Source organism: Stutzerimonas sp. KH-1, assembly GCF_054483855.1.
Genome location: NZ_CM137011.1, coordinates 633471 through 645810, shown reverse-complemented (window position 1 = coordinate 645810; position 12340 = coordinate 633471). Strand labels below are relative to the sequence as shown.

Annotated in this window: 13 protein-coding genes; 2 read left to right on the top strand and 11 right to left on the bottom strand. The window is 61.9% G+C overall.

Annotated elements, in window-relative coordinates:
* The first annotated feature begins 53 nt into the window (after window positions 1–53).
* Window positions 54–1709 (top strand): electron transfer flavoprotein-ubiquinone oxidoreductase, encoded by a 1656-nt coding sequence (locus ACX1DW_RS03200; protein ID WP_125867928.1) that lies wholly within the window; start codon window positions 54–56, stop codon window positions 1707–1709.
* Between the two features lie 64 nt (window positions 1710–1773).
* Here ACX1DW_RS03200 and ACX1DW_RS03195 read toward each other — a convergent pair whose 3' ends face one another.
* The 4 genes from ACX1DW_RS03195 to ACX1DW_RS03180 all read right to left on the bottom strand — a co-directional run bounded on the left by ACX1DW_RS03195 (window position 1774) and on the right by ACX1DW_RS03180 (window position 4653).
* The gene (locus tag ACX1DW_RS03195; protein ID WP_458992769.1) at window positions 1774–2340 is read right to left on the bottom strand and encodes a DUF1285 domain-containing protein; all 567 of its coding nucleotides are present in this window, start codon (window positions 2338–2340) and stop codon (window positions 1774–1776) included.
* A 50-nt stretch (window positions 2341–2390) separates the two neighbouring features.
* Complete coding sequence (locus tag ACX1DW_RS03190) at window positions 2391–3002, bottom strand: DUF4823 domain-containing protein (RefSeq protein WP_458993440.1); 612 nt, start codon at window positions 3000–3002, stop codon at window positions 2391–2393.
* Window positions 3003–3114: 112 nt separating this feature from the next.
* Window positions 3115–4011, bottom strand: coding sequence for a radical SAM protein (locus ACX1DW_RS03185; RefSeq protein ID WP_458992768.1), 897 nt, complete (start codon window positions 4009–4011; stop codon window positions 3115–3117).
* 21 nt (window positions 4012–4032) lie between these two features.
* Complete coding sequence (locus tag ACX1DW_RS03180) at window positions 4033–4653, bottom strand: TetR/AcrR family transcriptional regulator (RefSeq protein ID WP_003299617.1); 621 nt, start codon at window positions 4651–4653, stop codon at window positions 4033–4035.
* A gap of 76 nt (window positions 4654–4729) precedes the next feature.
* Between ACX1DW_RS03180 and ACX1DW_RS03175 the strand changes: the two genes are divergently transcribed.
* Window positions 4730–5863 (top strand): aminotransferase class V-fold PLP-dependent enzyme, encoded by a 1134-nt coding sequence (locus tag ACX1DW_RS03175; RefSeq protein WP_458992767.1) that lies wholly within the window; start codon window positions 4730–4732, stop codon window positions 5861–5863.
* 220 nt (window positions 5864–6083) lie between these two features.
* Here the strand turns inward: ACX1DW_RS03175 and ACX1DW_RS03170 are convergent, their stop codons facing one another.
* From ACX1DW_RS03170 to pabC, 7 genes are all read right to left on the bottom strand, one after another.
* Complete coding sequence (locus tag ACX1DW_RS03170; RefSeq protein ID WP_458992766.1) at window positions 6084–7478, bottom strand: amino acid permease; 1395 nt, start codon at window positions 7476–7478, stop codon at window positions 6084–6086.
* A gap of 85 nt (window positions 7479–7563) precedes the next feature.
* Window positions 7564–8349, bottom strand: a complete 786-nt coding sequence (locus tag ACX1DW_RS03165; RefSeq protein ID WP_458992765.1) for a TatD family hydrolase — start codon at window positions 8347–8349, stop codon at window positions 7564–7566.
* A 113-nt stretch (window positions 8350–8462) separates the two neighbouring features.
* A complete protein-coding gene (locus tag ACX1DW_RS03160; protein ID WP_037043113.1) occupies window positions 8463–8819 on the bottom strand; it encodes a PilZ domain-containing protein in 357 nt (118 codons plus the stop codon).
* A gap of 30 nt (window positions 8820–8849) precedes the next feature.
* The gene (locus ACX1DW_RS03155) at window positions 8850–9836 is read right to left on the bottom strand and encodes a DNA polymerase III subunit delta' (protein WP_253750506.1); all 987 of its coding nucleotides are present in this window, start codon (window positions 9834–9836) and stop codon (window positions 8850–8852) included.
* Window positions 9829–10461, bottom strand: coding sequence for a dTMP kinase (gene tmk, locus ACX1DW_RS03150; protein ID WP_079328951.1), 633 nt, complete (start codon window positions 10459–10461; stop codon window positions 9829–9831). The genes ACX1DW_RS03155 and tmk overlap by 8 nt, the downstream gene beginning before the upstream one ends.
* Window positions 10458–11528, bottom strand: a complete 1071-nt coding sequence (gene mltG, locus ACX1DW_RS03145) for an endolytic transglycosylase MltG (RefSeq protein ID WP_133456668.1) — start codon at window positions 11526–11528, stop codon at window positions 10458–10460. The genes tmk and mltG overlap by 4 nt, the downstream gene beginning before the upstream one ends.
* Window positions 11525–12340 carry an aminodeoxychorismate lyase gene (pabC, locus tag ACX1DW_RS03140; protein WP_133456850.1) on the bottom strand — a complete coding sequence of 272 codons (816 nt, stop codon included), beginning with the start codon at window positions 12338–12340 and terminating at the stop codon, window positions 11525–11527. Before pabC ends, mltG begins: the two co-directional genes overlap by 4 nt.

Below are 12340 nucleotides of genomic sequence, written 5' to 3'. Positions count from 1 at the left end.
CACAGCCCTCCACCACTTATATAACAACCAAGCCCTGAGTAGGAGAAAGCCTAATGGAACGCGAATACATGGAATTCGACGTTGTCATCGTCGGCGCCGGCCCTGCAGGCCTATCCGCAGCCTGCCGCCTGAAGCAAAAAGCCGCCGACGCTGGTCAGGAAATCAGTGTATGCGTCGTCGAGAAAGGCTCCGAAGTAGGCGCCCACATTCTATCCGGCGCAGTCTTCGAGCCGCGCGCATTGAACGAACTGTTCCCCGACTGGAAAGAACTCGGCGCCCCGCTCAACACGCCGGTCAAGCGTGACGACATCTACCTGCTGAAGACCGCCGAAGCGGCCAGCAAGCTGCCCAATGCACTGGTCCCCAAGACCATGCACAACGAAGGCAACTACATCATTTCCCTCGGCAACCTGTGCCGCTGGCTGGCCCAGCAGGCCGAGAACCTGGGTGTCGAGATCTACCCGGGCTTCGCCGCTCAGGAAGCGCTGATCGACGAGAACGGCATCGTTCGCGGTATCGTCACCGGTGACCTCGGCGTCGACCGCGAAGGCAATCCCAAGGAAGGCATGTACACGCCCGGCATGGAACTGCGCGCCAAGTACACGCTGTTCGCCGAAGGCTGCCGCGGACATATCGGCAAGCAGCTGATCAACCGCTTCCAGCTCAACGCCAACGTCGACCCGCAGCACTACGCCATCGGCATAAAGGAACTCTGGGACATCGACCCCGCCAAGCATGAGCAGGGTCTGGTCGTGCACACCGCGGGCTGGCCGCTGAACGACGAAAACACCGGCGGCTCCTTCCTTTATCACCTGGAAAACAACCAGGTGGTCGTCGGCCTGATCGTCGATCTGTCGTACAGCAACCCGTATCTGTCGCCGTTCGACGAATTCCAGCGCTACAAGCACCATCCGGTGATCAAGCAGTACCTGGATGGCGGCAAGCGCGTTTCCTATGGCGCCCGCGCCATCGCCAAGGGCGGCCTGAATTGCCTACCGAAGATGGTCTTCAACGGCGGCGCGCTGATCGGTTGCGACGCAGGCACCCTGAATTTCGCGAAGATCAAGGGCAGCCACACGGCGATGAAGTCCGGCATGCTGGCTGCCGAAGCTGCGGCGGACGCGCTGCTGGCTGGCCGTGAAGGCGGCGACGAACTGAGCGCTTATGAAGAAGGCTTCAAGTCCAGCTGGCTGTATGACGAGCTGTACAAGAGCCGCAACTTCGGTGCGGCCATTCACAAGTGGGGCGCAATCAAGGGCGGCGCGTTCAACTTCATCGATCAGAACATCTTCGGTGGCAAGATCCCCTTCACCTTGCACGACACCAAGCCGGACTACGCCTGCCTCAAGACGGCCGCAGAGTCGAAGAAGATCGACTATCCCAAGCCGGACGGCAAGCTGAGCTTCGACAAGCTCTCCTCGGTATTCCTCTCCAATACCAACCACGAGGAAGAGCAGCCGGTTCACCTGAAGCTGGCCGATCCGAGCATTCCGATCGAGAAGAACCTGCCGCTGTACGACGAGCCGGCACAGCGTTACTGCCCGGCCGGCGTCTACGAAGTGGTCAGCAACGACGATGGCAGCAAGCGCTTCCAGATCAATGCGCAGAACTGCGTGCACTGCAAGACCTGCGACATCAAGGACCCGGCGCAGAACATCACCTGGGTGGCGCCGGAAGGTACCGGCGGGCCGAACTACCCTAACATGTAAGCAACGAAAAAGGCTCCCTCGGGAGCCTTTTTTTATCGGTGCTGACACCGAAATGCAGCGATCACTATTCGGCACGGCCGATGGGAAAGAACACGCCGCCGCTCCATACGCCGAGCCAGCTCTCGCCCTCCACATCACCGGGCACAGCCAGGTCCACCAACTGATAGAAGACGTTGCGATGAATCAGCGCCTCGAGATTGGCGCGCACGTGAATGTACGGCGACGGCTCTTGGGTTTGCGGATCGAGGCTGACGCGCAGCGGGTGCTCCTGGCCGGCCTCCACCACATCGTCGACGTTGGTGACGAAACGGAGCAGCTGCGCTTCGCCCTCCCCACTCACGTCCAGCCGCACCGCGACGAAAGGTGCATCCTCGACCTGGATGCCGACCTTTTCCACCGGCGTGACCAAGAAGTAATCGTTGCCGTCGCGTCGAATAACCGTGGAGAACAGACGAACCATCGCCGGCCGCCCGATCGGCGTGCCCTGGTAAAACCAGGTACCGTCACGCGCGATACGCATGTCGAGATCGCCGCAGAACGGTGGATTCCACAAATGCACCGGCGGCAGCCCCTTCTTCTCGTTGGCCGAGAGCTGAGCCAGCAAGTCGCCCGCCTTGCCTGTATTGTTCATCCAGATCTCCTCGCTTCGCAGCTATGTCCGCTTCGATACTGCCACATCGCTCAGCGTGACAGACCCAGCAACCGACGAGCATAGTCCTCAAGCGGCGGCCGCAGAAGATGCTCGGGCCGGGCGTCATAGATCCCTAGCAGTCCTCCGCGGCTGCGAATACGCGCGGTGTCGACCAAATAGCGGGTCCCCGTCTCGATCAGCATCAGTTGCACCACGCCGGAGTCCACGCCGAGTCGATCCAGCGCGCGCTGCTTATTCAGTTCGTCGAAGCTACCGATACGATCATCTGCGGCCGCATAGCGCAGATACAGAAGGTAATGAGCGCCGATCGCCGAAGCCTGTGCCATGGCCTCCTCCAATCCGGCTGGCTCGCGAGCACGACGCACCAGCGGAAAGTATTCGACGAAACCGTTGAAGGCTTCCTCCGCCACCACATTCGGCCGCGGATAGACATCACCCGACGGGACGAAATGGCCCTGCGCGATATAGATGAAGGAATCCGGTTGCAGACGCCATGAGCTGGAGCGACGCGTGTCGCTGTGGTCAAGAACGCCAGCGTCACGAAGGTGATAGCGGGTACCCTCGGCCATATCACTGACCTTCATGCAGCCAGCCAGGACAAGCAGCGCCAGCAAACCTGGCACGCCTAACAGGAAACGCATGGACTCATCCTCCAGGAGGCCGGCGACGGAAAACCGGCAATCGCACCGGCAATGCAGCATCCACGCCATATTGCCTCTTCGGCAGTTCACGGCAGACCATGCACATCTGCGGTCATAATCCGCGCTGCCACTCCTGGCGCAAAGGCGCGTTGCGGGGGTCGTCGATCGCCTCGCGTAGCTGGCTCATCAGCCGCAGCTTGTCGGCACCCAGGGAGCCCTTGAGCACCAGGTAATTAGACGCGTGATCGCTGCGGAAAACCGTGTCGCGCAATTCGAGATCGCCCAGTAGCCACTCCAGCTCGACGAGCAGGTCAGTCAGCGTCAGCGGCTCGAAGTTTTCGTATCCCTCGCGAAAACGCACATCGCCCTGCGGGAAGCTGACCACCAGGGTAGAAAGGAATTCGGGCTGCGCCGCATTCATCAGACGTGCGGAATTCCGTGCATGCTGCCGGCTCAGCGCCCTTCCACCGAGACCGTTGAGAATCATCACCGAACGGGCAATTCCCGCCTGGCCGAGCTTGTCCAGCGCACTCAGGGTCGAGTCGTAGGTTTCGCCCTTGTTGACCCGCGCCAGCACCTCGTCGTCGCCGGATTCGGCGCCGACGTAGGCCATGCCAAGCCCGGCGTCCGCCAGCTCGCGCAACTCCTCGACCGACTTTTTGCGCAGGTTTCTCGGCAGGCAGTAGCTGGAGACCCGCTGCACCTCCGGCAGGCACTGACGAATCTGCTCGAGGATCGTCAGCAGCCTTCGGGTCGGCAGCACCAGTGCATCGCCGTCGGCCAGAAACACCCGCTGAACGATCAGCTGCTCACCGCAGCGGCGGATCTCCTCGAGCACCTCGGCTTCATCGCGGGCGCGAAATTTCTTCTGCGGCGCGGTGTACATCTCGCAGAACGTGCAGGCGTTCCAGGAGCAGCCATTGGTCACCGGCAGGATCAGCGAGTGCGCCTCGCTGGGTGGCCGGAAAACCGGCTCGATGTAGCGGATGGGGAAATTGCGCATGCTCATCGGTTCTTGCCCGTCGCCCAATCAATCGCGCTTGCGCTTGTTGCCCATGCGCACACCGATATCCATCAGGAACTGGAAGAAGCCATCCTGATCTTCCAGCACATTGCTCCAGAACGGCGAGTGATACAGCGCCACGGCTCCGTGCACCAAGGCCCAGGCGGCGCAATAGTGGAAGTACGGCGGGACGTCTTCCAGCTTGCCCTCGGCGATGCGGCCCTTGATCAGCTGGGTCAGGTGTTCGAAGTTGGACGCGCGGATGCTGTGCAACTGCTCGACCATCTCTGGCACCTGGTTGCCCTTGACCACTTTCTCCTCGAGGCGGTCGAACAGACGGTAACGCTGCGGGTCGCGCATGCGGAACTCGAAATAGGCGCGCGACAGCGCTTCCTTGTCGCGGTCCAGGTCAGGAGAGTGGAGGATCTGGTTCAGGTCGCGCTCGTAGTCGAGCATCAGGCGCAGGTAGATTTCGGCCTTGGACTTGAAATGCTTGTAGATCGTGCCTTTGCCGATACCGACCGCATCGGCAATCATCTCGACCGTAACGCTGTCCTCTCCCTGATCGAGAAAAAGCTGCAACGCGGTATCGAGGATTTCCTGTTCGCGGCGACGAAATTCGCGGACCTTACGAGGTTCATTCTGCATAGGAAGGCTGCTTTGAGGTGAAAAACGAGGCAGCCATTATGCCTAACCGGTCATCAAATGCACGGGGCTTCCAGCGATGATTCACATAAATGACGAATTTCCACAAATAGTCGATTTGAGATATCTGAACCATGCTGCCGTCGCGCCGTGGCCCCGTCGAGCGGCCCGAGCCGTCAGCGCCTTCGCCGAGCAGAACGCCACTCTCGGTGCACGGGACTATCCGCAATGGCTTACGGTGGAGCGCAGCCTGCGTCAGCGCCTGAAGCGTCTGCTCAACGCGCCGAGCAGTGGCGACGTAGCACTGGTCAAGAACACTTCCGAAGCGCTGTCGTTCGTCGCCTTCGGCCTGGACTGGAAACGCGGCGATCGCATCGTCATCAGCGATGAGGAGTTCCCGTCCAACCGTGTCGTCTGGGAGGCGCTGCGCCCACTCGGTGTGGAAGTCGTCCAGGTCAGCCTGAAGGGCGACGATCCGGAAGGCGACCTGTTGGCGGCCTGCGGACCACGGGTGCGGCTCATGGCAATCAGCGCCGTGCAGTACGCCAGTGGTCTGCGCCTGGATCTTGCGCGCTTGGGCGAAGGCTGCGAGCAACGTGACGTATTGCTGTGCATCGATGCGATCCAGCAGCTCGGCGCCCTGCCCTTCGACGTTCAGCACAATCGCTGCGCCTTCGCCATGGCCGACGGTCATAAATGGATGCTCGGCCCGGAAGGACTGGGTGTCTTCTATTGCCGCAGCGATCTGCGTGACCAGCTGAAACTGCACGAGTACGGTTGGCACATGCTGGAGCATGCCGGCGATTACGATCGCACGGACTGGGAGCCGGCGCGCAGTGCGCGGCGCTTCGAATGCGGCAGCCCCAATCTGCTCGGCGCGATGGCCCTCGAGGCAAGCCTGTCCTTGCTGGAGGAGGTTGGTATGGAGCGGGTCGCAGCCGAGCTCGATGAGCGAATCGAGTGGCTGTGTCAGGGGCTGGGCGATCTGGACGGCGTCGACATCCTGTCGCCGACAACGCGCGACCGCCGGGCCGGTATCCTCACGTTCCGCCTGCAAGGCTGGGACAACGCGGCGCTATTCGAGCGGCTGAAGGCAGAGCAGGTCGTCTGCGCCCTACGCGGCGGCGGCATTCGCTTCTCGCCGCACTTCTACACACCGCAGCGCGTCATCGATGAAACCGTGGCACTCCTGCAGGAGCTGGCAAGGCACTGACGGCGATCAGTCAGCGAGACATGTATTCCAAAAGCGTTTAAAAAGCGCGGAAATCCGCCAGCAGACAACTAATGCAGCGTTAATACTTGAGTCACTGGCTAGGCAATCCCCCACTGCCTGGCCAGATGAGATCGCCTGGATTGCGATTTCATACTCCTAATGGTCTTGGCCCGGCTTCTCAGGAATCCGGGTTTTTTTTTTGCGCCCCTGAAAGACCTCATCACGCCGACGCATCGCGTATATGCGCTCGCAATCCGAAACACAGCCAGAGGAAGCCGATCCAGAACGGGATGGCGAATACAGACAAGCGAATACCGGGAATCCACAACATGATCACCAGAATGCCGCTGACAAAAGCCAGGCACAGGTAATTGCTAAATGGGAACCAGAACGCCTTGAAGCTCGGCACCACGCCCTGGCGCTGCATTGCCCGCCGGAACTTCAGGTGGGCCAGGCTAATCATCGCCCAGTTGATCACCAGCGCGGCCACCACCAGTGACATCAACAGCTCCAGTGCGCCCCGTGGCAGCAGATAGTTCACCAGCACACAGAGCAGCGTCACCAGCGCCGAGACCGCAATGGCGAGCACCGGCACACCGCGAGCATTGACCTTCATCAGGCTGCGCGGCGCATCCCCCTGTTCGGCCAGGCCGTAAAGCATGCGGCTGTTGCAGTACACACCGCTGTTGTAGACCGACAGAGCGGCGGTGAGCACGACGAAATTGAGCAGGTGAGCTGCGGTTTCACTGCCGATCAGCGAGAAGATCTGCACGAAGGGGCTACCACTGTAGGGATCGCCCGCTGCCCCCAATGTCTGCAGCAGCCCATCCCACGGATAGAGCGCAAGCAGCACGGTCAGTGCGCCGATATAGAAGATCAGGATGCGGTAGACGACCTGATTGATCGCCCTGGGAATCACCGTCTTCGGATCGGACGCCTCTGCCGCTGTGATGCCGACCAGCTCCAGGCCGCCGAAGGAGAACATGATGATCGCCAGCGCCAGCACCATGCCGCTGAAACCATTGGGGAAGAAGCCGCCATGGCTCCAGAGATTGCTGATGCTCGCCTGCTCGCCGCCCTGCCCGCTCACCAGCAGGAACAATCCGAGCAGGATCATGCCGATGATGGCGGCGACCTTGATGATGGCGAACCAGAACTCGGTTTCGCCGAAGGCCTTCACGTTGCTCAGGTTGATCAGATTGATCAGCACGAAGAAGGCGGCAGCGGTTGCCCAGGTCGGCACCTCCGGCCACCAGAACTGCACGTACTTGCCCACCGCGGTCAGCTCTGCCATGCCCACCAGCACGTAAAGCACCCAGTAGTTCCAGCCGGACAGAAAGCCCGCATAGCCTCCCCAGTACTTGTGCGCGAAGTGGCTGAAGGAACCGGCTACCGGTTCTTCGACGATCATTTCCCCGAGCTGACGCATGATCAGAAAGGCGATGAAGCCGCCGATGGCGTAGCCCAGGATCATGGACGGACCGGCGCTCTTCAGCACCCCGGCGGAGCCCAGGAACAAGCCGGTGCCGATCGCCCCGCCCAGGGCAATCAGCTGGATATGGCGGTTTTTCAGGCCACGTTGCAACGGGCCGGTGTGCAGCGTCTCAGCGGTCATTACGCCACCTTGCGGATAAAGTACGGAGTGCGCAGTGCGCGCAGCAGATCAGGCAGGGTGCACAGCACGGAAATAGCGGTCGTCGTCAGCCGCGAACCCGCGCCAGCGGAAACAGGGATCTGAAGTTGGCGGTGGTCTGCTCCGCGAGATGTTCGAAGGAAACACCACGCAACTGCGCAAGGAACTCCGCCACCTCGCGCACGTACTGGGGCAGGTTGGGCTTGCCACGGTACGGAATCGGCGCGAGATATGGGGCGTCGGTCTCCACCAGCAGCCGATCGGCAGGGACTTGCCGAGCGACCTCGCGCAAGGCATCGGCATTACGGAAGGTGACGATGCCCGAAAGCGAGATGTAGAAACCGAGGTCCAGCGCGGCCTTGGCCATCTCCCAATCCTCGGTGAAGCAATGCAGCACACCAGCCTGGGGCAAGCTGGCTTCACGCAACAGGGCCAAGGTGTCTGCGCGTGCCTCGCGGGTGTGCACGATGACCGGCTTGCCAGTGACCCGAGCAGCTTCCAGATGCAGGCGGAACGACTGTTGTTGTAGCTCGGCCGCTTCGGGCTCGTAGTGATAGTCCAGCCCCGTCTCGCCGATGGCAACGGCATGCGGATGCTGCAGCTCACTCAGCAGCCAGTCCAATGCCGGCTGACTGGTCGGCTCCAGGTCGAGCGGATGAACGCCAATCGAACAGTCGACATCGGCATAACGCTCGGCCAGCGCTTTGACCGCCGACGCGTTGTCGGCGCTGACCCCGATGCATAGGAAGTGCCCGACTCCGCGCGCGCGGGCTGCATCGAGCGCTGCATCGAGCGAGCCGTCATGGGCGGTCAGGTCGAGTCGGTCAAGGTGACAGTGGGAATCTACCAGCATGGAGGGCGCAACTTGCTATCGCGGAAAAGAGGCGATTGTAGAGCAAATGGCGGGGAAGCAGAAAAGGCAGGCGGCACAATGGCGCCTGACGTACGGCACCGGGACGCCGCCGATCACATGGTATGGGTCGGCCGATCGGATTTCAGCGCGCCGGCCAGATAGGTTTCGATCTTGTTGCGCGCGGTGTTGTCGCCCTCGTTGAACTGCACGCCGATGCCTGCAGCCCGGCTGCCCTGGGCGCCCTTGGGGGTGATCCAGACGACCTTGCCGGCAACCGGGATCTTCTCCGGCTCGTCCATCAGGTTCAGCAGCATGAACACTTCGTCGCCGAGTTTGTAGCTCTTGTTGGTCGGGATGAACAGCCCGCCATGCTTGATGAATGGCATGAACGCGGCATAGAGCACCGATTTGTCCTTGATGGTCAGAGACAGGATGCCGTTACGCGGACCAAGGTTTGCTGGCAGGCTCATGCGGTGTTCCTAACGAAAAGTCGGTCGATTCTAGCCCGCGCCTGGCAGCGTTGCCCACTGCACCAGCAGCGCTTCGAGAAGCAACACACGGTTGAGGTTGGCTTTGCCCAGCACTTTTTGTCGATGCTCGAGCAACCAGTCCTGCAGCGCGATCACTTTTTGCTGCGAGGATTTCTGTGCAAGATACTGCAGCACCTTCTGCATATCGGCCGCGCCGAGCTCCGCTTCATCGCCGGCCATCTGGTAACGCAGGATCAGATGCGCCCATTCGCAGAACCAGTCGAAAAGCAGGATCAGTGGCAGCGCGTTCCAACCTTCGGCGAGTTGGCTGGCCGATTGCTGTTGCTTGAGCAGCTTCTTCACACCGTCGACCACCTGCGCACGCAGCTCCAGAACCTTCTGCTCGTGCAGTTTGAGTGCCGCCAGCGGCGACCCAGCGGCAAGGGTCAGCAACTGCTCACGAAGCTCGGAAGCAAGCTCAGGCAGCCGCGCGGCGAGCCAGTCGAGGCACTGCTGTCGCCCCGGCAATGGGCAGGCCTGCTGCACGCAGCGGCTCTTGATCGTCGGCAACAGGCGGCTGGGCTGATGGCTGATCAGCAGTAGCACCGTATCGCCCGATGGCTCCTCGAGGCTCTTGAGCAGCGCATTGGCAGCATTCAGGTTCATGGCCTCGGCGGGTTCCAGCAGGATCACCTTGCGCCCACCCAGCTGCGCCGTCTGGGTGACGAAGCCGACCAGATCACGGACCTGATCGACCCGGATAGCCTTGTCGACCTCCTCGGGCTCGAGGATGTAATGATCCGGGTGGGTCTGCGCGGCAAGCAACTGGCAGGACTTGCATTCACCACATGCGCGGGCATCGACCGGCCGTTGGCAGAGCAACAGCGCCATCAGCTGCTCGGCCAGCAGGCGTTTGCCGATACCTGCCGGGCCATGCAGCAGATAGGCGTGCGCATGCTGAGCACGCCCCGCCAGCTGCCGCCAAAGATCAAGCTGCCAGGGAAGCACGTCAGCCATCGAAGCGCACCAGCAACTCGGGAATCAGCGCCTCGACATCACGTTGGACCGCGCTGAGCGGTTGTCCAGCATCGAGGACGCGATAGCGCGAAGGCGCTGCTTCCGCGCGCTGCAGATAGGCACAGCGCACCGCTTCGAAGAAGCGCATGCCCTCCTGCTCGAAACGATCGAGGCGTCCCCGTGCGGCCGCTCGTGCCAGCCCCACTTCCACTGGCAGATCGAAGATCAGCGTCAGGTCAGGGCGCAAATCGCCCTGCACAAAGGTCTCCAGCTGCGCGATCCGCTCAAGGGGCAGGCCACGGCCGCCACCCTGGTAGGCGTAGGTGGCATCGGTGAAGCGATCACATAACACCACCGCCCCTCGCGCCAGCGCAGGACGGATAACCTGCGCCAAGTGTTGCGCGCGCGCGGCGAACACCAGCAACAGCTCGGTATCGATCGCCATCGGTTCGTCCGCAGGTGTCAGCAGCAGGTCACGAATGCGCTCGGCCAGTGGCGTACCACCGGGCTCGCGGGTCAATACGACATCCAGCCCCCGGGCTCGAAGGCGATCTGCCAGGTACTCTCGATTGGTACTCTTGCCCGCGCCTTCGGGGCCTTCGAGGGTGACGAAGAGTCCTTTCATTGAGCGTTCTCGCTATTGGCCGGCGCCTGCCGGGGCGGCGGACTGGAACGGTAATCGGCGCGACGCTTGAGCTGATACTCACGCACCGCACGGTTGTGCTGCTCAAGGGTGTCGCTGAAGACGTGGCTACCATCGCCGCGGGCGACGAAATAAAGACTGGAGCCGTCGACCGGATGCAGTGCGGCCCGGATCGCCTCACGTCCGACCATGGCGATCGGCGTCGGCGGCAGGCCAGTGTTGGTGTAGGTGTTGTATGGCGTCGGCGTCCGCAGATCGTTGCGAGTGATGCGCCCCCGGTAGGCTTCGCCCATGCCGTAGATCACCGTCGGGTCTGTCTGCAGAAGCATGCCGCGCGCCAGTCGGCGCACGAAGACGCCGGATATCTCGCCCCGCTCTTCCGGCACACCGGTTTCCTTTTCAATGATCGAGGCCATGATCAATGCCTGATAGGCATCCTTGTATGGCAACCCCTGCGCACGCTGCTGCCATTCCTCCTCAAGCACCTGTTCGAGGCGCGTGAAGGCACGGCGCAACAGGTCCAGGTCGGACGTTCCGCGAGTGAAACGATAGGTATCCGGGAAGAAACGCCCTTCCGGGTGCAGATCCGGCGCGTCAAGTTTCGCCATGATGTCCGCATCGGATAGCCCATCCAGGGTTTGCTCCAGCTTTGGCTGGTTCTGCAACGCAGTACGCAGTTGACGGAAATTCCAGCCCTCCACCAGGGTCAGGCTGTACTGCACAACCTCGCCCCGCTGCCAGAGTCCGATCATGTCCCGCGCAGTCATGCCTGGCGCGAGGCGATACTCACCGCTGTGAAGGCTCTGCCCGGACAGGTTCAGGCGCCAGTACAGACGCAGCCAGAACGCATCTTCCAGCACGCCGTCGGCCTCCAGCCGTTGAAATACGCCGCTGGGCGTATCGCCTGGCCGCACATCGAGCAGCAAAGGCTCGTCAGTCACAGCCAAGGGCTGCTCCAGCGCAGCATGTTGCTTCCAGGCGAACAGCCCGAGCGCAATTGCTGCCAACACGAACAGCGTCAGCAGCAAGACAAGAAGTTTACGGATCACGAATCACTCAACAGGTCGGCAACAACGGTCTGCAGTTTACGGGTCAGCGGACCGACCGGCCAGACGCACTCGGCCAAACCTGTGACCGGCCAGATGCCGTAGAGGCTGTTGCAGAGAAAAACCTCGTCGGCCTGCATCAGTTCGGCATAGCTGACGTCGCACTCGCTGAGCGGCAGCGCCAGTCCGGCGGCGCGAGCCATGATTTCAGCGCGCATCACGCCGGCAACGCCACACCGGGAAAGCGAAGGTGTCCGCAGCTGGCCATCGGCAACCAGGAAGAGATTGCTGAACACGCCCTCGATCACCCGGCCGGACAGATCCCGCATCAGCCCTTCAGCAAAAGCCGGATCCTGCCACTCGGCACGCGCCAGCACCTGTTCGAGTCGATTCAGATGCTTGATCCCCGCGAGCCTCGGCTGCTCCGCCAGGCGCGTGTCACAAGGAAAGAGCCGAACACCGTCTTCGGCATGCTGCGCTGGGTACGCGGGAAGCGGCGATCCCAGCAGCAGGCGCCGCGGTTGACAGGGCTGTGGAAGTGCATAGCCGCGCTGACCGGTGCCGCGTGTGACGATCAGCTTGGCGACACCCTGGCCGAGCGCCTGGCAGAACTGCAGTAGCTCATTGCGCAACTCATCGATGTCGACGGGAATGGCGAGGCGTCGCGTGCCTTCACCCAGACGCTGGAGATGCCGGTCCAGCAGATGCGCCCGGCCGCCCGTCACGCGGATCGTTTCGAACAACCCATCGCCATAGGCCAGTCCGCGATCGTGAACGGGCAACCCTTCTGCGGGCCGCCCGTTCAACCAGCTCAA